Origin of the sequence: Ensifer sp. BR816 (genome assembly GCF_000378985.1) — a bacterium.
In the GTDB taxonomy this organism is placed as follows: Bacteria; Pseudomonadota; Alphaproteobacteria; order Rhizobiales; family Rhizobiaceae; genus Sinorhizobium.
On the sequence record NZ_KB905370.1, the window covers coordinates 6,009,643 to 6,032,962 of the forward strand.

At 61.5% G+C, this 23,320-nt stretch carries 24 protein-coding genes; 15 read left to right on the plus strand and 9 right to left on the minus strand.

Annotated features, from left to right (window positions below; genetic code table 11):
• Positions 1-9: 9 nt before the first annotated feature.
• Positions 10-1,161: a M20 aminoacylase family protein gene (locus tag RHIBR816_RS0128970; RefSeq protein ID WP_018240083.1), complete on the plus strand. Its 1,152-nt coding sequence runs from the start codon at positions 10-12 to the stop codon at positions 1,159-1,161.
• On the opposite strand, the gene RHIBR816_RS0128975 is transcribed toward RHIBR816_RS0128970, so the two are convergent.
• The 3 genes from RHIBR816_RS0128975 to RHIBR816_RS0128985 all read right to left on the minus strand — a co-directional run bounded on the left by RHIBR816_RS0128975 (position 1,158) and on the right by RHIBR816_RS0128985 (position 2,966).
• On the minus strand, positions 1,158-1,652 hold the full coding sequence (locus RHIBR816_RS0128975) for an SRPBCC family protein (protein ID WP_018240084.1): 495 nt from the start codon (positions 1,650-1,652) through the stop codon (positions 1,158-1,160). The genes RHIBR816_RS0128970 and RHIBR816_RS0128975 overlap by 4 nt on opposite strands.
• A 14-nt stretch (positions 1,653-1,666) precedes the next feature.
• A complete protein-coding gene (locus tag RHIBR816_RS0128980) occupies positions 1,667-1,978 on the minus strand; it encodes a helix-turn-helix transcriptional regulator (protein ID WP_018240085.1) in 312 nt (103 codons plus the stop codon).
• Positions 1,979-2,051: 73 nt separating this feature from the next.
• On the minus strand, positions 2,052-2,966 hold the full coding sequence (locus tag RHIBR816_RS0128985) for a LysR substrate-binding domain-containing protein (RefSeq protein ID WP_018240086.1): 915 nt from the start codon (positions 2,964-2,966) through the stop codon (positions 2,052-2,054).
• Between the two features lie 138 nt (positions 2,967-3,104).
• Here RHIBR816_RS0128985 and RHIBR816_RS0128990 point away from each other — a divergent pair, with 138 nt between their 5' ends.
• The 3 genes from RHIBR816_RS0128990 (at position 3,105) to RHIBR816_RS0129000 (ending at position 4,867) form a co-directional block, all read left to right on the plus strand.
• Entirely contained in the window at positions 3,105-3,431 is a 327-nt protein-coding gene (locus RHIBR816_RS0128990) for a hypothetical protein (RefSeq protein ID WP_018240087.1), read from the plus strand.
• A gap of 125 nt (positions 3,432-3,556) precedes the next feature.
• Positions 3,557-3,757 (plus strand): hypothetical protein, encoded by a 201-nt coding sequence (locus RHIBR816_RS0128995; protein ID WP_018240088.1) that lies wholly within the window; start codon positions 3,557-3,559, stop codon positions 3,755-3,757.
• 276 nt (positions 3,758-4,033) lie between these two features.
• Positions 4,034-4,867 (plus strand): Hint domain-containing protein, encoded by an 834-nt coding sequence (locus tag RHIBR816_RS0129000; protein WP_026187545.1) that lies wholly within the window; start codon positions 4,034-4,036, stop codon positions 4,865-4,867.
• Between the two features lie 148 nt (positions 4,868-5,015).
• On the opposite strand, the gene dmeF is transcribed toward RHIBR816_RS0129000, so the two are convergent.
• Entirely contained in the window at positions 5,016-5,999 is a 984-nt protein-coding gene (dmeF, locus tag RHIBR816_RS0129005; protein ID WP_018240090.1) for a CDF family Co(II)/Ni(II) efflux transporter DmeF, read from the minus strand.
• Positions 5,996-6,268, minus strand: a complete 273-nt coding sequence (locus RHIBR816_RS0129010; protein ID WP_018240091.1) for a metal/formaldehyde-sensitive transcriptional repressor — start codon at positions 6,266-6,268, stop codon at positions 5,996-5,998. The genes dmeF and RHIBR816_RS0129010 overlap by 4 nt, the downstream gene beginning before the upstream one ends.
• Positions 6,269-6,644: 376 nt before the next feature.
• On the opposite strand from RHIBR816_RS0129010, the gene RHIBR816_RS0129015 reads away from it, so the two are divergent.
• Positions 6,645-7,649 carry a GlxA family transcriptional regulator gene (locus tag RHIBR816_RS0129015; protein ID WP_018240092.1) on the plus strand — a complete coding sequence of 335 codons (1,005 nt, stop codon included), beginning with the start codon at positions 6,645-6,647 and terminating at the stop codon, positions 7,647-7,649.
• Between the two features lie 54 nt (positions 7,650-7,703).
• On the opposite strand, the gene RHIBR816_RS0129020 is transcribed toward RHIBR816_RS0129015, so the two are convergent.
• Positions 7,704-9,035: a diguanylate cyclase gene (locus tag RHIBR816_RS0129020; protein WP_026187546.1), complete on the minus strand. Its 1,332-nt coding sequence runs from the start codon at positions 9,033-9,035 to the stop codon at positions 7,704-7,706.
• 285 nt (positions 9,036-9,320) lie between these two features.
• Positions 9,321-10,154, minus strand: coding sequence for a response regulator (locus RHIBR816_RS0129025; RefSeq protein WP_018240094.1), 834 nt, complete (start codon positions 10,152-10,154; stop codon positions 9,321-9,323).
• Positions 10,155-10,414: 260 nt separating this feature from the next.
• On the opposite strand from RHIBR816_RS0129025, the gene RHIBR816_RS0129030 reads away from it, so the two are divergent.
• The 6 genes from RHIBR816_RS0129030 (at position 10,415) to RHIBR816_RS0129060 (ending at position 15,284) form a co-directional block, all read left to right on the plus strand.
• Positions 10,415-11,824: an adenylate/guanylate cyclase domain-containing protein gene (locus RHIBR816_RS0129030; RefSeq protein ID WP_018240095.1), complete on the plus strand. Its 1,410-nt coding sequence runs from the start codon at positions 10,415-10,417 to the stop codon at positions 11,822-11,824.
• An 87-nt stretch (positions 11,825-11,911) separates the two neighbouring features.
• Positions 11,912-12,154: a hypothetical protein gene (locus RHIBR816_RS0129035; RefSeq protein ID WP_018240096.1), complete on the plus strand. Its 243-nt coding sequence runs from the start codon at positions 11,912-11,914 to the stop codon at positions 12,152-12,154.
• A gap of 111 nt (positions 12,155-12,265) precedes the next feature.
• Positions 12,266-12,637: a GFA family protein gene (locus RHIBR816_RS0129040; protein WP_018240097.1), complete on the plus strand. Its 372-nt coding sequence runs from the start codon at positions 12,266-12,268 to the stop codon at positions 12,635-12,637.
• Between the two features lie 140 nt (positions 12,638-12,777).
• Positions 12,778-13,845: a cyclic nucleotide-binding domain-containing protein gene (locus RHIBR816_RS0129045; RefSeq protein ID WP_018240098.1), complete on the plus strand. Its 1,068-nt coding sequence runs from the start codon at positions 12,778-12,780 to the stop codon at positions 13,843-13,845.
• Positions 13,846-14,076: 231 nt separating this feature from the next.
• Complete coding sequence (locus RHIBR816_RS0129055) at positions 14,077-14,736, plus strand: dihydrofolate reductase family protein (RefSeq protein ID WP_018240099.1); 660 nt, start codon at positions 14,077-14,079, stop codon at positions 14,734-14,736.
• A 128-nt stretch (positions 14,737-14,864) separates the two neighbouring features.
• A complete protein-coding gene (locus RHIBR816_RS0129060) occupies positions 14,865-15,284 on the plus strand; it encodes a CBS domain-containing protein (protein ID WP_026187548.1) in 420 nt (139 codons plus the stop codon).
• Positions 15,285-15,380: 96 nt separating this feature from the next.
• Here the strand turns inward: RHIBR816_RS0129060 and RHIBR816_RS0129065 are convergent, their stop codons facing one another.
• The gene (locus RHIBR816_RS0129065; protein WP_018240101.1) at positions 15,381-15,644 is read right to left on the minus strand and encodes a hypothetical protein; all 264 of its coding nucleotides are present in this window, start codon (positions 15,642-15,644) and stop codon (positions 15,381-15,383) included.
• A 456-nt stretch (positions 15,645-16,100) separates the two neighbouring features.
• Between RHIBR816_RS0129065 and RHIBR816_RS0129070 the strand changes: the two genes are divergently transcribed.
• Positions 16,101-16,730, plus strand: coding sequence for a TerC family protein (locus RHIBR816_RS0129070; protein ID WP_026187549.1), 630 nt, complete (start codon positions 16,101-16,103; stop codon positions 16,728-16,730).
• Between the two features lie 289 nt (positions 16,731-17,019).
• On the opposite strand, the gene RHIBR816_RS0129075 is transcribed toward RHIBR816_RS0129070, so the two are convergent.
• Positions 17,020-19,671, minus strand: a complete 2,652-nt coding sequence (locus RHIBR816_RS0129075; protein ID WP_198294161.1) for a mechanosensitive ion channel family protein — start codon at positions 19,669-19,671, stop codon at positions 17,020-17,022.
• 209 nt (positions 19,672-19,880) lie between these two features.
• Between RHIBR816_RS0129075 and RHIBR816_RS0129085 the strand changes: the two genes are divergently transcribed.
• From RHIBR816_RS0129085 to RHIBR816_RS0129095, 3 genes are read left to right on the plus strand one after another with little or no spacing between them, the layout of a single operon-like run.
• Positions 19,881-20,363 (plus strand): hypothetical protein, encoded by a 483-nt coding sequence (locus tag RHIBR816_RS0129085; RefSeq protein WP_026187551.1) that lies wholly within the window; start codon positions 19,881-19,883, stop codon positions 20,361-20,363.
• 3 nt (positions 20,364-20,366) lie between these two features.
• Positions 20,367-21,596, plus strand: coding sequence for an HlyD family secretion protein (locus tag RHIBR816_RS0129090; protein ID WP_018240106.1), 1,230 nt, complete (start codon positions 20,367-20,369; stop codon positions 21,594-21,596).
• Between the two features lie 17 nt (positions 21,597-21,613).
• Positions 21,614-23,311: a SulP family inorganic anion transporter gene (locus RHIBR816_RS0129095; RefSeq protein WP_018240107.1), complete on the plus strand. Its 1,698-nt coding sequence runs from the start codon at positions 21,614-21,616 to the stop codon at positions 23,309-23,311.
• The last annotated feature ends 9 nt before the right edge of the window (positions 23,312-23,320 follow it).

Below are 23,320 nucleotides of genomic sequence, written 5' to 3' on the forward strand. Positions count from 1 at the left end.
AAGTCTCCAATGGCAGATCTCAATATACTCGAAGGGGAAATGACGGGATGGCGGCGGGATCTGCACGCCCACCCGGAATTCGGCTTCGAGGAAATGCGAGCCTCCGCCTTTGTCGCAGCGAAACTCCGGGAGTTCGGGCTTGAGGTCGCCGAAAATGTCGGCGGCACCGGTGTCGTCGGCACGCTGAAGCGCGGCATCGGCAACCGCGCCATTGCGCTGAGAGCCGACATGGATGCCTTGCGCATCACCGAACAGGGGACGGCAGGTTACCGCTCAAAGAACCCGGGCGTCATGCATGCCTGCGGCCATGACGGTCACACCGCCATGCTGCTCGGCGCGGCAAAGCTGCTTGCCGAGCAAGGCGGCTTCGACGGCACGGTGCGCTTCATCTTCCAGCCGGCCGAGGAATGGGGCAAGGGCGCGCTCGCGATGCTCGACGACGGGCTGATGGAACGCTTTCCCTTCGAGGAAATTTACGGACTGCACAATATGCCGGGGCTTCCGATCGGCCACTTCGAGACCCGCCCCGGACCGATCATGTCGGCGGAGGATAATTTCGAGATCGTGCTCGCGGGCGTCGGCGGACACGCGGCTCGACCGCATGCGGGCAATGAAGTCCTGGTCGCGGCTTGCGCGCTGGTCACCAATCTGCAGACGATCGTTTCGCGCCGGCTGAGCCCCGCCGATATCGCGGTCGTCTCGGTGACCGAACTCATCACCGACGGCACGCGCAACGCCCTGCCCGGACTTGCCCGCATTCTGGGCGACGCGCGAAGCTTCCGCCCCGAAGTGAGCGCCGAGATCGAAAAGCAGATGCGAGTGATCGCCGAGGGCACGGCGCTCGCCCACAATGTCTCGGCGGCGGTCAACTACACGCGCGAGTTCGTCCCCCTCGTCAACGACGAAAGACTGGTCGAGGAAGCCTTCGCGGCGGCGCGTACCGTGTTCGAGCTCGATCACATCGCCACCGCCCGCGAACCGATGACCGGTTCGGAAGATTTCGCACGCTTCCTCGCCAATGTTCCGGGCTGCTTCGTGTTCCTGGGCAACGGCAACTCGGCGCCGCTGCACAATCCAAACTATGATTTCAATGACGCCGGACTGATTTACGGCGTGGGTTTCCACGCAGCAATTGTGCGGCAGCGTCTGCCCGTCGCCTAAATGCTTGCGCGTTTTCCGCTCTGGCACGCGGCCTTGGCGGCATAGGAGGCGAGCAACCCGCCCCATCCTTTCTCGGAGTCGAGCACGCCACGCAGATCCTTGGCTTTCGCGCCGTAATTGCCGAGATCGCGATGGACGAGAGTGACGGTGGTTTCCTCTTCGCCTATCGCCTCGAACATCACTTCTACTTCGGTGTGGAAGGTTGGATCGAAATCGAAATCGGCATTGAGCTGCCATGCGAAAAGAATGCGATGCGGCGGATCGCACGCGATGACGCGGCCCCAGTCGCGCTCCTCGCCGGCATTGCCGACCTCGTACCACCTGCCGCCGGCCCTGGCCTCGACCATCACCGTCTTCTGGCCGGACTCGGTCAGGCTGTGCTCCTTGATCCACCAGTCTCCCATGCCATTGACGAAGACCTCGAAGGCCTTCTGCGGTGAGGCGCGGACCGTCACGGACTTACGGACCGGATCGGATTCGATCATGTGCATGCGCTTTCTCCCGGTTACTCGCGCCTTTCCGCCTCGACGGCGGATTCGAATGCGGCAAGCTGTTCCCTCCAGAAACGATCCAGCCACTGCCGTAGCTGTCCGAGCCCGGCCGGATCGATGGAATAGATGCGTCGGGCGCCCACGGCTTCGTCGCGAACGAGACGCGCTTCCTTCAAGACTTTCAGGTGCTGCGAGATCGCCGGTTGCGACACGGGAACGGCGCGCGCCAGCTCGGCAACCGACCGTCGACGTTCTCCAAGGCGTTCGAAAATGCCGCGACGGGTCGGGTCGGCCAGTGCCGCAAAGAGCCTATCTTCATAAGTCATGGCTTATTATAAGCAAACACTTATGAACGTCAAACGGATCTGAACCGCACCTTTGCAGCTTACCAGAGTCGGCCTAGACGGGTGCGGCCACCCGCGCCGACTGCATCTGAAGCTCGGCAAAGGCATCGCGCACATGATCTGCAACCGCCAGAACCGGCGCAGGCGCGTCCTCGATGACCTTGAGGCCAATGTCGTAATGGCCGAGATCCGGCAGGCCGTCGCGCTCTCCGAGTTGCACCATCTCGCCCTGGACGAGATAGCGCGGCAGCGGTGCGATCGCGAGGCCGGCGAGCACCGCGGCCCGCTGGCCCGTCGTGTAGGCGCTCAGGAACGCAACCCGAAACTTGCGGCCCGCCCGCGACAGTTTCTCGACCGCATCGGCGCGCCATACGCAGCCATCCTCCCACATGGAGACCGGCAAGGGATCGCGCAGATGCGCGTTGCCGCACCTGGCGCTGGCCCAGACCAGCTTTTCCTGCATGAGGATTTCGCCGTCCTTGGACGCTTCGTCGGACAGGCTGTTGTAGATGGCGATGTCGAGCCTGTGCTCGTCGACGCGCTTGCGCATGGCGTTGCTCATGCCGATCGACACATCGACCGTGACATTCGGGTAGGTTTCGGCAAAGCGCTTCAGCACTTCCGGCAGGATACGCTCGCCGACGTCCTCCGGCGCGCCGACGCGGACGACGCCGTTCATGTCGGGCAGCAGGAAGCGAGACACCGTTTCATTGTTGAGCGACAAGAGCCGGCGCGCGAAGCCGAGCAGCAATTCGCCCTTCGGCGTCAACGAGACCGACCGCGCGTCACGCAGGAAAAGCGTGCAGCCCAGCGTCTCCTCGAGCTTCTTGATCTGCATCGAAACAGCGGAAGGCGTCCGGTATACGGCTTCGGCCGCAGTCGTGAAATTGCCCGTTTCCGCAATGGCGACAAAGGTCTTCAGCACATCCATCTCGAGGAGCGGAAGCGCGTGGCGCAGTATCATGTTCATGGCGCGTCCTCATTCAGAAAATCTGAAAGATAACTTAATTTCATTTCGTTTGATTGAACATCACATCGGCGCGATAGTCAAGTTCGCAAGGAGCAAGAGGGCGTGAGCTTCACCCCCGCAACGCAAAGGAGCAAGGTCATGACCGCACTGACATTGGCGATCGACAACCCCGCTTCAACACGACGGATCAACCGTATTCCCGCCCTCGACAAGGGCGCGGAGGCACGCAATCCGCACCACCATGGCGTCATTCGCCAGGCGGGCGACGACGGCGATTTCGTTCTCGCGATGCTGTCGCGGGCAAGGCAACTTCTCGAGAGGCTCGCCAACAGAAGGCGCGCAACCAACGTCGCCCGAAACCGGGTGGAAACCCGGCGGCAATTGGCGAAACTGCCGACACGGGTCCGAGACGACCTGTTACACGCGGAACGGAAGGTGATTGTGGCGCCTGATACAAGCGATTAGGTGACCAGAAACAGATCACGGAGTTTGATGAAAAACATCAAGCATATTCGTTTGATTGATCAATCAGGTTGCGGCATAAGTGACACATGGTCGCGACCTTTTGAAAAGCTCAGAAGGAACCAGCAATGTCTACAAACCAACACATCACTTCGTCATCGAGCCAGAGCCTCGCCGCTTTGCCCGGCTTCTTCAGCCTGCGCGCCCGCGCTTGGGCCGCCTGGAAGCGGCACCGCAACGAGCGCATTCTGGAAAACCTTTCTTACGACACGTTGAAGGATATCGGCTTTCCGGCCGTCGATGACGCGGTGCACAAGACGGAACAATGAACAACTGTTCGAAATGCCATCCTCCCGGCATTTACCGCGCGATGAGACTCTGAAGGGCATTCCCGCAAACGGAATGCCCTTTATGTTTTGGGCGCGTTTGCTCATCCGACCAGGAGTTCTCCTCTTCTCCAAAAGCATGGGGCGCCTCCCCCTTCCGCCCGAGAATTACCGTCCTTGTCGTATGGACAAGACCGAATGGGCAAATTTTCGGCAAGCCACAATTCGGCGGAAAATAAGGATCTGGAATCCGTCCAGAGAACTTGGGAGATACCTCTGATGCCCAAGAGAACCCGACGCCCACAAACCGACAGAGCGCGGCGTCATTTCCTCGGCTTGGCGGCCGCTGCGGGTGCGGGAATTGCCGCAATGGGCGCCTTTGCCGCGACATTTCTTTCGTCCCAAAGGCATAAGCGGGCGGTAGAGCCTGGTGGAAGGGGCCGCGACGGCCACGGCAATCCGGATGGTGGCCCCCTGTGCCTGCTCCGCGGCACGGGGATCAAGACCCCGAAGGGCGAAGTCTGCGTAGAGGATATTCGCATCGGCGATCTCGTCGAGACGGTTCGCGGCGAAGCACTGCCGATCAAGTGGATCGGTCGTCATCTCTATCACCGAAGCGGCCCGACCTGGAGCGAGGCGGTGGTGCCGATCCGCATTGCGCCCTCCGCCCTGGACGAAAACTCACCCAGCCAGGAGCTTTATGTCACACGCGGTCACGCCCTGTTCATCGATGGCGTGCTCATCAGAGCCGGCGACCTTGTCAACGGAACTTCGATCGTACCCGCCCTTCCAACAAGGACCGACAGGATCGAATACTTCCAAATCGTGCTAGCCACGCACGAAGTGATCCTCGCTGAGAACGCTCCAGTCGAGACCTTCCTGCTTAAAGACAGCAACTACGAAGGCTTCACGAACTTTGCCGAGTTCGCGCGTCTCTATCCGGCCGAGCGAGGCGCCACCATGGCACCCTTCGCTCCATTCGTCGGCTATGGCGGCAAGGAGCACCTGAAGGTGCTTCTGCGCCTCACGGCGCGGCGATACATCCGGGTGCGTTCGCCTCTCCTGAATGTGCACCAGCGAACGGCCGTACGCGGCAACAAGTTCGCCGGCTGAAGCGCGTCGCATTCGAACGGCGCAAACGCGCTCTCAGGTCCTTGATTTCATGCATGTCGTTGTCCCGAATCCCCTGCACAGTTTCGGGCGGCGTGCATTGGCAGGCTCTATCCGCCGGCCATTCGAGCCGTCGCTTGAGCGGCGGCCATCACGTTGCGGTCTCCACTTCGATCGTCACATGCGAAAGTTCGCGCAGATGCGCGAGTTTGTGTCGATAGAACGATGGGCTTTTCGGTTTTCGCGTCATCAGCGAGACAATAGCGCCGTGATGACCGGGCCCGAGTTGCCAGACATGCAGGTCGGTTATCCTGACACCATCATTCTCGATCGCGGCGCGGATATCTGCCGGCAAACGGTCGCCGGCAGGAAGGTAGTCGACAAGCACACTGCCCGTGTCGCGAACAAGGCTTAGCGACCAACGCGCGATCACCAGCGCCCCGACAAGTCCCATCAGCGGATCGAGGCATATCCAGCCATTGATGCTTCCGGCGACCAGCGCGACAATTGCGAGAACGGAGGTCAGCGCATCCGCCAGCACATGCAGGTAGGCGGCGCGCAGGTTGTTGTCGCGTCCGGCCGCATCATCGTGATGATGTCTGCCGCCTCCGCCGTGCTCTTGGCCATGGTGTTCATCGCCATGGCCAAGATGGCCATGGTGATGCGAGTGATCTTCCCGAAGCAGCCAGGCACAGGCGAGATTGACGGCGAGGCCGAGTGCGGCGACGGAGATCGCTTGCGGGAAGCTGATCGCGATCGGATTGGAGAGCCGCTCCAGGCTCTCCCAACCAATCAGCAGCGCGATCAGGGCAAGCGTGACCGCGCTTGCAAAGCCGGCGAGATCGCCGAGCTTGCCGGTACCGAAGGTGAAGCGCGGATTGCGGGCATTGCGCCGCGCATAGACATAGGCAAGCGCCGCGATCAGCATGGCGGCGGCATGCGTCGACATATGCCAGCCATCCGCGACCAGCGCCATCGAGCCATAGAAGGTGCCTGCGGCAATCTCTGCCGCCATCGTCGCTGTCGTCAGCGCGATGACGAACCAGGTACGGCGCTCGTTGCGCCGGTGATCATCGCCGAGAAAGACATGGTCATGGCCGAGTCGTGCGGACTCGTTGTGACTGGCTTCGCTCATTTCAGGTATCTCCTGACGACCTCGATCAATTCCTCGGCGCCCCGCTCCCGTTCCGCTCCGACGCTCGGGCCCGCCACGTGCTCACGGAGGTGATCCCCGATCAACTCCGCGGTCAGCCCTTGGACCGCGCCGCGCACGGACGCCACCAGATTGAGGATGTCGCCGCAGGGCTGCTGCGCCTCAAGCGCCCGCTCGATCGCCTCCATTTGACCCTTGAGGCGGCGAACGCGTGCAATGAGCTTCGCCTGGTTCCTGATCGTGTGTGACATACTATAGTCCCCTACCCTATATTGAGCGTGACTGCAAGCTCGCGGCGGGCGGGCCAAACGGCATCTTGTCAGATACCGACATCAGCGGAACCCATGTCGAGTAAGTCGCAATTGGCAAAACGGCAACCAAGGCCCGGCAGGCCGGCACGCTGCCTCGCTGCGCGCATTCCTTACCGGTTTGCGCCATCCCGGCCAATCATTCCGTCGCTTCTTGCACAATCGACAACGTTTCGCCGTTTTCGCACCGCGTAGACTCATGTCGCAATGCGAAATTTCTTCTCGGTCGCGGCTTTCCATGTCAATGTCGCAAATTGACAAGCCGATTGACATATTCCAAGCGACGAATAGACACCCTCGTCCAGCATGGGAAAGCCTCATGAACAAGCCTCTGACCAAAAAGCGCTCGCTCGTCTTCTTTCTGGTGCCGAACTTCTCGATGTTGCCCTTTTCCGCGGCGATAGAAACGCTGCGCATCGCCAACCGTATGCTCGGCTACGAGGCCTACACATGGCGCCTCGCCTCGACCGATGGCCAGAAGGTCTTCTCCTCGGCCGGCATCGCACTCGAGGTCAACACGTCGCTTGCAGATGAGCGCAAGTTCCTGGCGGGCGAAAATCGTCCCTCCATGTTGCTGGTCTGTTCGGGCGTTTACGTCGAGGAGTTCCAGAACAAGTCGGTCAATGCCTGGCTGCGCGAGGTCTATAATCGTGGCATTGCCGTCGGCAGCCTCTGTACGGGCGCCCATGTGCTCGCCTCCGCCGGCCTGCTGACGGGCAAGCGCTGCGCGATCCACTGGGAAAACCTGCCCGGCTTTGCGGAAAGCTTTCCGCAGGCGGAGGTCTATGCCGACCTCTACGAGATCGACAGCAACATTTATACCTGCGCTGGCGGCACCGCATCGCTCGACATGATGCTGAACCTGATCGACCAGGATTTCGGCGAAAGCCTGGTCAATCGTGTCTGCGAGCAAGCCCTGACCGATCGGGTTCGCGGCCCGCATGACCGCCAGCGGCTTCCACTGCGCGCCCGCCTCGGCGTGCAGAATGCCAAAGTCCTCTCGATCATCGAGCTGATGGAGGCGAACCTTTCCGAGCCGCTCTCGCTCATCGAGATCGCCGACAGTGCCGACCTGTCGCGCCGCCAGATCGAGCGGCTGTTCCGCCAGGAGATGGGTCGCTCGCCGGCGCGGTACTACCTGGAAATTCGCCTCGACCGCGCCCGCCACTTGCTGATCCAGTCGTCGATGCCGGTGGTCGAAGTGGCCGTCGCCTGCGGTTTCGTCTCCGCCTCGCACTTCTCCAAGTGTTATCGCGAACTCTACAACCGCTCGCCGCAGCAGGAACGCGCCGAGCGCAAGCTAACGTTGCAAATGGCGCGCTAGGATCAGGGCGAGGCGGCCGCGACCCTTGTGCGCCGACGCACGGCGCTGGAGTACTTACGATGCCAGCGCGTCGAGCAGCGTCAGTTCGGATATGACGCGGTTTCGCCCGGCATGTTTCGCCATGTAGAGAAACTGATCGGCTGCGTGCAGGTAGTTCTCGAAAGATTCCGGCGCCTCGATCGTTGCGAGCCCGATCGAGACGGTGATCCCCAGTTCCTCGTCGTCCGCGACGATTTTCAACTTAGCGAGCTCCGCCCGCAGCTTTTCGCAAAAGGCGAAGGCATCGCGCACGCCGAGGCTATCGAAAAGAATGCCGAATTCCTCGCCGCCCAAGCGCGCCAGGAGATGCTCCTCGCCCACCAGCAGTTTCAACTGCCGGGCGACGTGCTTCAGCACGAGATCGCCGATCTCGTGGCCGTAAGTGTCATTGAGGCGTTTGAAATGGTCGATGTCGAGGACGGCGATCGAGGTCCCCTCGCCTCGTCTCAGATGCTGATCAACAAGGCGCGGGCCGGTCATGAAGAAATGCCGGCGGTTGAAGATTCCCGTCAGGTAGTCGCTGGCCGCCGCGAGTTTCAGGGCCTGAATGCGCTTCTGAAGCAGCGCGGCGTGCCGAATGCGGCCGTTGAATTCAGCCTCGAGGAAAGGCTTGCGGATGAAATCCGCTCCACCGGCCTCGATGAAGCGCGCCGCCACGCGCGCGTCGTCCTGTTCCGACAGGCCGATAATCGGTACGGCATCCTCGCCCTGACGCTTGCGCACCTCTTCGAGCAGCGCGAGCCCCGCAAGGTCGGCCAGACCCGTATCGGTGACGATGACGTCGATGGCCTCGCCCTGGTCCAGCACCTGCAATGCTTCCCAAGCCTCCGACGTTTCGATCACCGCGAACAGCCCTCCGCGCAGGATTCCCGCAAGCTCCTGTCGCGACGCCGCACAGGAGTCGACGAGCAGCGCCGTGGTTCGCCCCTTGGTAAGGACCCGGTCGACCGCCGCGATGAGGCGCTCTATCGACTCCGGCTCATTCTTGACGATGCAGTCGGCGACACCTCGCTTGAGGATCTGATCGCGGGTCCTGTCGTTGAAGGCGGCCGTGAAGACGATAGCCGGAACATTGTTCGCGAGGATGAAGTCCAATGCCTCGCAGTTCGGTGCGTCGGGCAGGTTGAGATCGAGAACCGCAAGCGAAAATGCCCATTGGGCGGCGGCAGCGAGCTCAGCCTTCACCGCGGCGAGCGAGGCGCAATGGGCGACATTTATTCCGTGCGTGAGCTCCAGCCCGTGCTTGAGGGCGGCCGCGAACATCCGCGAATCCTCGACGAGCAGCAGACGCTTGTCGCGGTGCTTTTGAACATGGTTCGCCCGTCCCGACGCGCGGCGCAATCTCACGATCCCTGCAACCCCATCCCCTTCGGCAACTCCATCCGCTCGACGCAGCGACGCCGAGGCTCCTTGCCTCTGCGAACTGATTCCTGTGACGGAGCCCCCATGGCCCAATATGCATCAGCGCCCATACGCGCCGCTGACCGAAGCCACCCTTCGGCGAGATGCGCGCATACGGGAAATTCCCCATTTCTATTTGTCGCGATTGAACGGGTTGCCGGTTGCAATTTCGTTAACAGATCAACCAACAGCATGGAATTTCAACCGCTTGCTTAAAAATTTTTGCGAGTTTCAGGCCGGAATTTTCACTCGCTCGCTCAGTGTCTTGATTTTTGTCAGAGTGTCGAGGTTCTGGTTGACGCGGCAATAGAACTCTTCGTTGACGAAGGGGCGAACGACGAAGTCGTTGCCGCCGGCCTTGAGGAAGCGCGCGGAAAGCAACCGGTTGGTCGATGATGAAACGCCGATGATGCGCAACTGATGCGGGCCATGGGCCGAGCGGATACGGCGCGTCAGTTCGAAGCCGTCGATATCCGGCATGTTGTAGTCGGTGATCACCAGCGCGATATCGGGATTCTTCTTCAGAATCTCCAGCGCCGCTGCTCCGCTTTCGGCCGAACTCGTGCGGAAATTGTAGCGCTTCAACTGCGTGGTGAGCAGTGCCCGCGCCGTCGGGCTGTCGTCGACGATCAGCACGTGATGCTTCTGGTTTGTCAGGAAACGGCAGACCGATTCCGCCAGCATGTCGACGGCGAAGACGCTGTCCTTGATGACGTAGTCGACGATGTCCTTGGCGAGGATCGCTTCGCGCGTCTTCTCCTGGAAGGAGCCGGTGAAGACGACCGTCGGCACGCTCATTTCGATCAGATAGTTCAGCGCCTCGCCGTTTTCCGCACCCGGCAGGTTGATGTTGGAGATGGCAAGCGACGCCGGAAAGGATGCATTCTCGACGGCGAACTGCAAGTCTTCGTAATCACGGCAGACGATCACGTCGATATCGAACAACTCCTTCAGTCGCTTCGAGACCATCGATGAAAACAAGTTGGAGTCCTCGGCAAGCACAATGCGGTGCTCGCCAAGGGATTCGCCGGAATAATACATTCCGGAAACGCCGAAGAATGACATTGATCGCCTATGTGAAAGAGTGTCCCCGCGAGCATCGTAGGGGAAGAGGCTTTATTGGGTGTTAATGAAGGTTTCGCGGGGTGGAGCTGTGTCTGCCCGCTCTGTGCGCCTCTTCAACCGTGGAACTGCGGCAGAAATACTCGCCCCACAGCGTCGCTTCGCAATAACTTCGGATGGCCGCATGCTCTCTTAAGAAGATGCAGCACGCGCGCAAAGACAAATCGCCTGACCGCCCGGCGATTTCCGTATAGAATGCCGCCATGGGTGAAGCTCAGACTCTATTCGAAGTGCTGCGCCAGTCTGCGAAGCCGGAGGTCGCCGATGCCTTCGAGCGGCTCGTTCGGGATGCGCCGGGCCACAGGCTCTGCCGCATCAATGCACTCGCCTTTGCCGCCTCCGAGGGGCTCGATGAGGAAGACTCAATCGCGGGCTTCCTGCATGCCTCGCGGCTCGGCATTTTCGAACTTTCCTGGAACGTGCTCTGCCCGGGCTGCGGCGGAGTGCTCGATGCCAATACCTCGCTGAAGACGGTGCAAAGCACCGAATATACCTGCGCGCTGTGTGCCGCCGGCTACGAGCCGACGCTCGACGAGATGGTTGAGGTGACCTTCACGGTTACTCCGCGGGTCCGCCACATCGAAGCCCACAATCCGCATGAACTGCCTGCGATCGAATATTTGCGCCAGATGTACTGGGGCTCCGGCATCGACCTGCCGGAGGACGACTACGAGGAGAAATTCGACGAGTTCATCATCGAGACACTGGAACTGCCGCCGGGCGAAAAGGCGATCATCTCGCTGCAGCTTCCGGCGGAATTCATCATCGTCTTCGAGCCGGTGACGCACGCGGCGCAATTCCTGGACGTCAAAGGCGAGCCGACGAAGGAACGGCGGAACCTTGCGCTCGTTTTCGACCGCGCACACCGCCATGCCGAAACGCTGAACATGCAGCCAGGCCCGCTCCGCATTCAGGTGGAGAACCATGCAGAGGTCCGCACCCTTCCCTCGGTCTGCATCGCCAACGAGGCGCTGCACGCGATGCTCGGCCGCCGCCGGCAGTTCCTGACAGCCAAGCGACTGCTCTCCAATCAGACCTTCCGTGACATCTACCGCACCGACATGCTCGACGTCGACCAGAGGCTGAAGATCACCAGCCTCACCTTCCTGTTCACCGACCTGCGCGGTTCGACCGAGCTCTACGAGCGCGTCGGCGACCTGGCGGCGTTCGACCTCGTGCGGGCGCATTTCCGGGTCCTGAACGAGATTGTCGCGACCGAGGCCGGCGCCGTCGTCAAGACGATCGGCGATGCGGTAATGGCGACCTTCCCGACGCCGGACCGCGCAGTTGCCGCGGCCATGCGGATGCGGGACGCCATGCGCATGCTGAACGACGAACGCGGCAGCGAGGACCTGCTCCTGAAGATCGGCATCCACGAAGGGCCGTGCATCGCGGTCAACCTCAACGAACGGCAGGACTATTTCGGCCAGACCGTCAACATCGCCTCGCGCGTCCAGCATCTCGCCACCTCGCGCGAGATCTTCGCCACCGGCTCGGTTCTCGACGACCCGCGTGCCTCCGGCCTGCTTTCCGATCGGGGCCTGAGCCCGATGTCGCACAACGTCACTCTGCGCGGCATCGCCAATGAGATCAGCATCTTCGCGATTCCGTGAGGCCTGCCAAACGGACGTCCACATGTCCATCGTTCAGTGGAGGTTCAGGCTCGACGGCCCAGTGTGGTGGGAGTGAAGGAGGAAGCCATGCGTATCCTGCCATTTCTGCTTGCCGCCGCTGCAATGACAACCGGAATGGCCGAGGCCGGCAGTCAATCGTCGAACACAAGTTCGAACAGTTCGTCGAACAACGGGGTCCTGAACGAGCGGGTCGTCGATACCTATTGCGAAGACGGCTATTGCGAACGCCGCGTCTTTCGCCGGACATATCGAGACGGACGCCATGGCAGCGAAGGAGAATGGCGCCGCTACTTTGATCACGACGACTGAGCAGATAATCTGAGGAACGAATCGGGGACTCACTCCGACGGAGATCATCAACGGCGTCCTGCGAGGTGATACTCAGTGCCGTCTCGAATAGCCTCCTGTTGCTGCGGCCAGTTGAGCATCGAGGTTGAGGGCGATCCGCTCGGCGTCGGTCTTTGCCACTGCTTCGCCTGCCAGCGTCGGACAGGTAGCGTGTTTGCGGCACTCGCCAGCTTCGCGGCACCTTACAAGGTCACCGGCACCGCAACTGAATATGGGCGCACCGGCGACCAGGGCGCGAAATTCCGATTTCGCTTCTGTCCCGTTTGCGGGACAAACCTGTTCCACACCGAGGAAGGCTACGAACAATCATCCGTTGGCGTCGCCGTCGGCGCCTTTGCCGACCCGAGCTTTCCGCCCCCGCAGGATTCGGTCTATGAGTGCCGCCGGCATCGCTGGGTTCGACTGCCGCCAGGCGTGAGGACCTACGAAAGAGATCCCACCTGATCGCTTCCCGACCCCTATCGCCCCGCAGGGGGCCACGCGGCCCTGCATTCTATGAAGGCAGGACGTCCTCGTCAGTCCCTTTGCGCCTTACCTGAATGCATTCTAATAATAGATGATGGTAAGCCGGGCTGGGACGTCGAATGTCGGCACTGCCTTTCTCGAAGATTTCTGCGCCGCTCAACGCGCTGCTCGCGGTGGTGGGGCTGATGGCGGTCGCCGCGCTCACGACACCCGACATCGCTCCACGGAGCAGGCTCGCTCTTGAGGTCCTGCTCACCGGCATATGGGCGATCTATGTCCTGCAGTTGATCGGAACACTGAATCGGCAACGGGTGTCGGGCAGCCGCGACGGGATGCCGGGGATCGTCATCGATGTGCTGGCTGTCTTCGTGCCCCTCAGCGCGTTCCTGCTCGCCGACACGCGCGACCAGAGCCTCTACTGTGCCGTCTGGCTGCTGAAGCCGCTGCGTGGCTCGGCCTTCTTCAGCCTGTTGGGCAAGGTCCTCGCCAAAGAGGCGCGCAATTTGATCGGCGTCACCTCGGTCTTCGGCATCATCCTGTTCGCTGCGGCCTTCGCCGGCTACCTGATCGAGCGCGACGTCCAGCCGGACAAGTTCGGGAGCATCCCCCTTGCCATGTGGTGGGCGGTGGTCACGCTGTCGACCACCGGCTATGGTGACGCTTTCCCTCAAAGCTTTGCCGGGCGCGTGTTGTCCGGACTGGTCATGATGTGCGGCATCGGCATTTTTGCGCTCTGGGCCGGTATTCTCGCCACCGGCTTCTTCGAAGAGCTCCGTCGCAGGGACTTTGTCCGCAACTGGCAGATGGTTGCAGCCGTGCCGCTGTTCCAGAAACTTGGCCCGGGTGCGCTGGTCGAGATCGTGCGAGCGCTGCGGCCGCGCATCGTCCCAGCCGGATCCGTGATCTGCCGCAAGGGCGACGCCGGCGACGAGATGTTCTTCATCGTCGAGGGCAGCGTCGACATTGCCACGCCGAAGCCGGTAGAACTGGGGCCCGGCGCCTTCTTCGGCGAGATGGCGCTGATCAGCGGCGAACCGCGCTCAGCGACCGTCAGCGCCGCAACTGAGGTCTCGCTGCTGTCTCTCCATTCGGCTGATTTCCAGTTGCTCTCCAGCAGCAGTCCGGAAATCGCCGACATCATCCGCAAGACTGCACTCGAACGACGCAGCGCGATCTCGAAGACGTGACAGGGGATCCGTGACCGTGCGTTAGCGGGCGGGCGGTCAGCCGAAGCTGGAGCAATGACGATTTTTCGGTCTGCTGTCGGCATCGGCCACAATCGGGCGTCCTAAGAACTCTACGTGTTCCGCTGGATCGGAACCGATTTGAGAACAAGACATGCAACAATTCGAGGTGCTGCAGCGACGTGCGCAGCTGAGAAGACGCACGGCGCTGCAGTTCGATCAAGGAGAGCCGCAATGAGGAAGATCATCGTTGGTGCATTCGTAAGCCTTGATGGAATCATGCAGGCGCCGGGAGGGCCGCATGAAGATCCCGTTGGCGGCTTCCAGTATGGCGGCTGGGCCTTCCCCTATTTCGACGAGGCCATGGGGCAGGCGGTGGACGAAATGTTTGCCACGCCGTTTGACCTGCTGCTCGGCCGGAAAACCTATGACATCTTCGCGGCGCATTGGCCCTATGCCGGCGCCGACGACCCGATCGGCTCCTTGTTCGACCGCATCACCAAATATGTCGCGACGCGCAATCCGGCCCTGAAGCTCGATTGGCAGAAAAGCCAAACCCTGGGCGGCGACGTGGTTGCCGCGCTCAGGAAGCTGAAAAGCGAGGAAGGACCGGATCTGCTGACGCAGGGCTCGACGGATTTCCTCCAGACCCTTTTCCGCAACGATCTGGTCGACGAGATGTATATCTCGTACTTTCCCGTCATTCTCGGAAAGGGCAAGAAGCTGTTCGGCGACGGCGCGACGCCGATGGCGCTGAAACTGGTGAGCTCGAAGGTCTCCGGAACCGGCGTTACGGTCAACAAATATCTCCGCGGCGGACCGGTCGTCACGGGTTCCTTCGAATTCGAACAGCCGACGGAAGCAGAGCTGGAACGGCGACGGAAGCTGTCCTGAGCGGCGCTTCGCATCACCCGTCTGCGCGTGTCCAATACTTTCGCGCAATTCCCATCGGCAGCCAAATTCCAACGATTAGCCATGATTTCAGGCGTATAATGGGGTTTGGCAAAACATGGGAGGATATGATGAGAACGGAAGAGGCCATGCATTCCGGTGTTCGTTGGATCGGCCCGGAAACGGATCTGCGGACGATTGCGCGGATCATGAAGGAAGAGGATATCGGTGCGTTGCCAGTCGGCGAAAACGATCGTCTGATCGGCATGGTGACGGATCGCGACGTTACGCTACGAGCGCTGGCGAATGGCCGAGATGTCGCCTCTTTGACCGCCCGCGACGTCATGACCAGGGACATCGTCTATTGCCGCACCGGTGAACAGGTCGAAGACGCCATTCACCTGATGGAGTCGAAGAAGATCCGGCGGCTGCCGGTCATCAACGACGACAAGCGCATGGTCGGCATGTTGTCGCTGGGCGACATTTCACACTGCACCAGCCAGCAATTGGCGGGCGAGCTGGTCAAGGCGGTCAGCGCACACCACGCCTGAGCCGCTCCGCGGATGATTGCCTGGACGGCATTGCACCAGCTGAACAAGGCGGCGGGCATCGGCCCCGCCGCTCATCGTTTGGAGGGAAAGGTTTCGCTATTTGACGACAACGGACCCGTTGACGATTTCGATGGTCTCGTCGCCCCGGAGGCCAATGTGATCACCGCTTGGCGCGGTTACGAAACAACCGCTCGGGCAGATCATTTCCGTGGCGCCGGAATCGACGATCACTTCCATCCGGCTTTCCCCCTCGACGATGACCAGTATGGCGGATTCGCCATCCTTGTTGGTCACCATTGCAGCATTCGCGCTACCGGTGACGAGCATGCCGCAAAGCAAGGCAGCAAAAACTGTCTTCATGGCCCTCGGCGCGCTGCGCGCCGTCCCCTCGACCGGTCACCCTTTCGCCCCGTGGCAAAACTACCGGCCACCCCTTCAGCCGACGCCAGCCTAGCGCATCGGCCCGAAAATCGGAATCGATTTTCGGAAAGCACGATGCGTAGATTCAAAGTGCTACAGCGACCTTTGCGCGTCTGAGAAGACGCGCGGCGCTGTAGGCGACGGTTGCATGCTTTATATGAGAGAAGTGCTGAATAACCGCTGAATGGCGCGTTGCGCTGCTGTTCAGAAGCGCCGACGTCAGCGGCGCCGCGGGCAGGCCCTAAATGTCACATGTGGCGACGAATCGCCGATCTGCGGAGCATCTTTTGGACGAGATCTTCCCGGCCCCCTTGATCCGTCGATTGTTCACGGTCTATGCGTTTGCGACGCCGGCCCGGCGTTTCGGGGATGCAGGGTATACAAGGATTACAGCTTATGGAGATTTTCACGTCCGCCGGACTATTGGCGCTTATGCAAGTTATCGTCATCGACCTCGTACTTGCCGGGGACAATGCCGTGGTTATCGGCCTAGCGGCGGCAGGCCTTCCGCTCGAGCAGCGCAAGAAGGCGATTCTCGTCGGCATCATTGCCGCCACCGTGCTTCGCATCGTGCTCGCCGCCTTCACGGTCCAGCTTCTGGCAATTATCGGCCTCCTCCTCGCCGGCGGCATTCTCCTGCTTTGGGTCTGCTGGAAAATGTGGCGCGAGATTCGTTCGGGCGGACATGAAGAGGTGGGGTTGGACGCCGCCAACGCCCCGAAGAAGACCTTCGCACAGGCCGCGACCCAGATCGTCGTGGCCGACGTTTCGATGTCGCTCGACAACGTTCTTGCCGTCGCGGGCGCCGCGCGCGAGCATCCGACGATCCTCGTCTTCGGACTCATGCTCTCGATCGCTATGATGGGCGTCGCAGCGAGCTTCATCGCGAGACTGCTCGCCCGCTACCACTGGATCGCCTATGTCGGTCTGGCGATCATCCTCTACGTCGCTGTCGATATGATCTATCGCGGCGCATTGGAGGTATGGCCGCACGTTGTGCCGGTCGCCCAGGCATTGGCCGGGTAACGACGGCTTTCAAAGGGGCGGCCTACTATAGGCCGCCCCTTTTTGTCACCACGTCCCGGGCCCGGTGCGCTGAAGCGCCGGGCTGCTCGCGCCAGCGGCTGAACGCGCGTCGCGCTGCGCCGGCGACATGGATCATTTCATCGTTTCATTGAAACGGTGAAAATGATCCAACTCTCTGAAATTACGCAATTCCGGGCGGAAACCGTTACAAACTTTTCCTGGAATTGCTCTCGGGTCGCCGACTCCCTCGCTGGCCTCGCCCATGGCGGCGACATGGACGATGAACCCTTCAGCGGGCGCTGCTGCGCCTTCCGACGGACCGACCGCGCACCTCGCTCTCCTCGGCCTGCGACTCGGCATTGTCTTCCCCGGTCGCCGGGAACTCGATGTCGGACGGCGTCGCATCTTCCGGCGTCGTGTCTTCAACCTTCACCGGGAATGGGGCGCCGATCCCCTCGTCGCGAAAGCGCTCGTAGATCGAGACGCGAATGTCGTTGCGGACACCACCGGCCGCCAGCACGTCGGCGACATAGATGCGCAATTCGAAGGTCATTCGCTCGTCACCGAAGGCGGTGAAGCCGACATTCGGCGCCGGATTCTTGAGAACCATCGGATGGGCGGCGGCAATTTCCTGCAAGATCTCGATGACCCGGCGCGGCTCGCTGGCATAGCCGAGCGTAACGCTGACCTCAGAGCGTCCAAGCTTGTTGCGGTGGGTCCAGTTGCCAACCGATGCGTTGATGAGCAGCGAATTCGGCATCATGATCGACTGATGCTGGAAGGTCTCGATTTCGGTGGCGCGGACCGAGATGCGCCGCACGAACCCCTCGGTCGTGCCGCTGACGATCCAGTCGCCAACCTTGAAGGGCCGCTCGACAAGCAGGATCAGGCCGGAGACGAAGTTCGAGACGATGTTCTGCAAACCGAAACCGACGCCGAGCGAGAGAGCACCGGCGACGAGAGCGAGGCTCGAAAGGTCGATGCCGGCCGCCGACAGGCCGATCAGGGCCGCTATCCCGACACCGGTATAGCCGATGCCGGTGCGGATGGAATTGCGCACGCCGGCATCGACGCGGCTGCGCGCCATGACGTTGCCGTCGATCCAGCGCTGCACCCAACGCGTGACGACAAAGCCTATCGCGAAGAAGAGTACGCCTGCGAGAAGGCCGACGAGCGAGATCGTGATCGTTCCGATCCTGATCTCCGTTACGAACCGATAGACCCAGGATTCGATATCCGCGATCTGGAAGCCCCATTGCAGCAGGATCAGCGGAATGAAGAAGAGCACGACAAGGGCATATATGCCGAGACCGGCCGCAAGGCCGATCTGGTCAAGCCCGACCTGTTCCAGCCTGAAGCGACGCTCGAGATAGCGCCCCACTACCGTTTCGGCGAACGCGCCCTGCTTGGAAACCGATCGGCCGGTGAGAATGCCGATATACATCGTCACCAGGATGGCGCCGGTGACGATGATCTGCGTAGCGATGAAACGCGCCAGACCGACATAGCCCGTGAGGGCAATGGCGATGAGGCCAGCCCCCATCAACAGGAACGAGACGGATATGACCCGCGGCCACGGCCGGCCAGGTGCGTCAAAAGGCTCGTCCGGCCTGAGGGTCGGACGAATCCAGGCCATCGACATCAGAGTGAGGCCGATGATGATCGATGCCAGGAAGCTCTTGGCGACGGTCAGCAGGACGGGCGAACCAAGGGAATCGCTGATGCTCCCGAGCAAATAGTCGAGACCATTGACCAGCGCCATGGCGAAGATCGGGACCATCAGCATGCGCGCACCGCGGTCCGAAACGCGCACAAGACGCCAGCTCGAACGCGCCGGCGAAAGAACGGCACTCGCGAGCCGGGTGACGAAGAAAAGGGCAACACCCATGCCAAGCGTGACCGCAATGATCGGCGCGATGTCCGGTCGCAAGACATTGAAGCTGCTGAGAAAGAAATAGCTGGAGGCCGCGAAGGCAATGAGCGACATCGTCGGTATCAGGGTCGACCAGAACGCCAGCGAAAGCTGCCTGAAATAGGTGGGCTCTTCCTCTTCCTCGTGGTGCAGGAGGAAGGGCGAGAAAAGCCTGTAGCTGCCCACAAGGAAGATCAACGCCCCGCAAAGTGAGAGGAAGATCGCGCTGAGGAAGGGGATGCGCTTGTAGTTCCACGCAAAGGTCACCCAACTGCTGACGCTGCGCCACAACGCCCTGCTTTCGTCAGCGGTGGTCGATATTGCCTCGCTCAGCATTGCCAGCGAAACTTCGGTACGCTTCAGCAATGTGTTGGAGAACAGCGCGCGACGGGTAGCCGTGATGGCGTTGGCGAGCTTCCTCGCTTCCACCGAAAGACCCTCCGCCCTTCCGGTCAACGCGTTGATGGCGCCACGCTCGGCGAGCAGGCGCTTTCGCTCCTCCGTGACGATTGGCGCCTCGCGCGGCTGCCCCTCGCCCGGCGGATCGCCCAATTCGGTAAGCCTGGCCTTGATTTCGTCGAGGCGAGGGCGCGTCGCCACCGATGCCGAAATGATGTGCTTCGACAGTTCGTCGACCTGCACCTTGAGTTCGGCAAGCAGCGTATCGTCCTCGTCGGCGGCGCTGACGCGATCGGACAGTTGCCTGAGTTCGCGTTCGGCCTGGGTGAGTTGGTCCTCCGCCTGCTGCAGCAATGGAGAATCGGGCGCTTCCTGCGCGTCGCCAGCCTCACCCTGCGGCGGCGGTTGAGCGGGCTGCGCAGGTTCTTGCGGGGTCGGCTGTGGCTGCTGCGGCGAAGGCGTGGCCTGTTGCGGCTGCGCCGCCTGTTGGGCCGTCGCCAATCCTCCGCCGGCCAACGTCAGCACGCCCAACAAAACGGCAATCAACAGAGCGTTCAACTTTCCAGCACGATGCAATTCGATATCCTTCGAAGTTCGGGAGCCACGGTCTGATCGCCGGGCGGTTATCATCCGATGTGCATACGCAACACGGCAAAAAGATGCAAAATCAGACCCGAAACGATGATTTCTATGTGAATCCGCACGAGTTCACAACGCAACGCTCCTTCTACCGCATCACGAACCTTTCGCTCTAACGCATTTACCCAAAAGGGAGACTGGGAAAGAGGAAAGAGGTATGATCAACTGCGCAACATCGCGTTCTGCGTGAGGGATCGGAAATGGCAGATTCAATGCATCCGGCCGCAGTCGACCATCTACCCATGTTCATCACGCCACCGGGCGGCACGGATACGCTCTTCAACATCATGGTCGTGTTCGTGCTCCTGCTGATCTTGTTGGTCGGGGTGCTGTATCTCAGGCTGCACGCCCTACCCGAGCATATGGCGCACGGTGCGAGCAAGACGCAGCTTCAGCTGGTCGCCGTCCTGTCGCTGATAGCGCTCTTCACGCACAACCATCTCTTCTGGATTGCGGCGCTACTGCTGGCGCTGATCGAGTTTCCGGACTTCTCGACACCGGTAGGCTCGATGGCGGACTCACTGCGAAAGATCGCTGACCGAAACGGTCCGCCACTCGAAACCGCGCCCACGGAGCACCCCGATGCACCGGCGAGACCGCATCCGGTACAATCGGAGCCCCAATGGACACCGTTCGAAGCGGAACCTTCGAAGAGCGACACCCTGTCAGGGCGGAGGGGATGAGCCATGTTGGAGTTCATGATCTGCTCTATGCTCACGATCTTTCCGGACTTCCTCTTCCGGCGCTATGTTCAGGGAAAGCGGATCGGGCAGGAGATCAACCTTTATTCGATGTGGTTCGAGCTGCGTTGGGGTATCACCGCCTGCGTGATTCTCACGATTTCGCTGATTACGCTCATTTTCTACTACCACCCGTCCACGACAAACGTTACGGCGGTTTTCCGCACCGTGACCATCCTGCCGGAGTCGAACGGGCGAGTGGCGGAGGTCTTCGTCGGCACGAATGAAAAGGTCGCCGCCGGAGCCCCCCTCTTCCGCCTGGACAGCACGGAACAGAACGCGGCCCTTGAGACAGCCCGCCGGCGCGTCTCCGAGATCGATGCCGAGACTGCGGTCGCGACGACCGAACTCGCGGCAGCGGATGGCCTGATCGCTCAGGCGGAAGGCGCCTACCAACAGGCTCTGGACGAACTCGAGACGCAGGTTGAACTCAATAAGCGCAATCCGAACATCGTCGCTAGGCGCGAGATCGAGAGGCGCCAGGTGGCCGCGGATGCCCGGAAAGGTGCGCTCGCCGCCGCCGTTTCGAACAAGCAGACCCTCGAGATGAAGATCGCCTCGCTTCTACCGGCGCAGAAGGCGAGCGCCGAGGCGGCACTTGCGCAGGCCCAGGTCGAACTCGACAAGACCTTCGTACGCGCCGGCACGGCGGGCATGGTTCAGCAGTTTGCTCTGCGACCAGGCGACGTCGTCAATCCGATGATCCGTTCGGCCGGCATCCTGATACCCGATGATCGTCGCATAGGGCTCATCGCCGGCTTCGGCCAGATCGAGGCCCAGGTCATGAGGCCCGGCATGATCGCCGAGGCGACCTGCGTCGGCAAACCCTTCACGATCATTCCGATGGTGGTCACCGAGGTCCAGGACGTCATTGCGACCGGTCAGATCCGGCCGACCGATCAACTCGCCGACGTGCAACAAATGGCGCGCCCCGGGACCCTGACGACGTATCTCGAGCCGCTTTTTGAAGGCCAGTTCACCGGCATCCCGCCCGGCAGCAGTTGTATCGCCAACGCCTATACCAGCAATCACGACGAGTTGCAGTCGCCGGATATCAGTACGCCGCGTTGGTTCTTCCTGCATATGGTGGACGCCGTCGGGCTGGTGCATGCCATGATTCTTAGGCTGCAGGCACTGCTCCTGCCTGTGCAGACGCTTGTCCTGACAGGGCATTGATCCGGAGGGCCGCCAGGATGCCTTTGACCATCCCCCGGCTGCCCCTTCTCACTGGACTCGAGGGCTATGACGCGAGCGGCCTGCGGAATGATGTCTCCGCAGGGCTTGCGATCGCCGCCGTCGGCCTGCCGAGCGCCATCGCCTACCCGGCGATTGCCGGTCTTCCGCCGGAGACCGGACTCTACGCCAGCATCACGCCGCTGGTTGCCTATGCGCTTTTCGGCCCCTCCCGGAAGCTCATCGTCGGGCCGGATGCGGCAACGATGACGGTGCTCGCCGCGGTCCTCGCCGCGATCTTTGCCACGCCCGGAGTAACGACCGATCGGGTCACCGTGGCAGCCCTGCTGGCTCTGGCGGTTGGGGCGTTTTGTCTCGCGGCTCGGGCGGTGCGCCTAGGGGTGCTGGCGACCTTTCTATCGCGCCCGATCCTGACCGGGTTCTTCGCGGGAATCTCACTCTCAATCCTGATCGGCCAGATCAAACGGTTCACCGGAGTGGATATCGACGCAGATGGCCTTATCGCGCCTGTTCTCGAACTTCTACGCGAGGCTGGGTCGATCCATTGGCCATCGCTGGTGCTGGCCCTCGGATGTTTTGTCCTGCTGCAGGTGGCGCGGGCCGTCAAGTCCCCCGTGCCCGGTCCCGTGATCGTCGTCGTTCTGTCCGTATTGCTTTCATCCGCCTTCGATTTCGAGGCGCGCGGCATCGCGATCGTCGGCAACATTCCCGAGGGGCTGCCTGCGTTGACGCTGCCGCGGATGGGAGATCTTCCCATCGACACATTGTTCGTCGGAGCAGCGGCGATCTTTCTGGTGAGCTTCGGCTCGGGCGTCATCGCGGCCCGCAGCTTCGGGACGCTTGGCGGCTACCAAGTCGATCCGAACCGCGAACTTGCGGGGTTTGGCGCTGCAAACATTGCCGCGGGGCTGTTTGGCACATTTCCGGTTACGGCTTCCGATTCACGAACGGCCGTGAACTTCGCCGTTGGAGGCCGTTCGCAAATCGCCAGCCTCGTCGCGGCGGCGACATTGATTGCGGTGCTGCTCTTTTTGGGAGGCGTCCTGCGCATCCTGCCGATCCCGGCGCTTGGTGCGATCCTGGCGGCAACGGCGTTAAGCCTGATTGATCTGGCGGCTCTGAGGCACATTTGGCGGGTCAGCCGCATGGAATTCGTCTTCGCGTTGATCGCGATGTGGGGGCCGATTGGGCTCGGCGTTCTGAATGGCGTGATGATCGCGATTGCCGCGACGCTGGTCTATCTTCTGCGGAAAAGCATGTACCCGCACGATGCTCTGCTCGGCCGCATTCCCGGTCGGGATGGGTTTTACAAGCTGCACCGAGAACCTCAGGCCCGTCCGGTGCCGGGCTTCGGCGCCTGCATGATCCAGGGCAGCCTGCTTTTCTTCAACACCGACTACGTCCAGGCGCGTCTGCTTTCCATTGCCGAGACGCTACCAGCCGGTGCTGGTTGGCTGGTCATCGATGCAAGTGCGATCCCCCAGATCGACAGCACGGCGACTGCCATGCTCGATGAAGTTGGTGACGAACTGAAGAAGCGCGGCATCACGCTGGGGCTGGCGGAACTGCATTCTGATGCGCGGGCGATGCTCGATCGGGCGGGCGTAATCGAGAAAATCGGCCCCACCATGGTCTTTGCGGGCATTGAGGACGCGCTCGCCGCCTTCGCGGGCCGGTCGGAACGCGCGGCTGGGTAAGAACTGAAT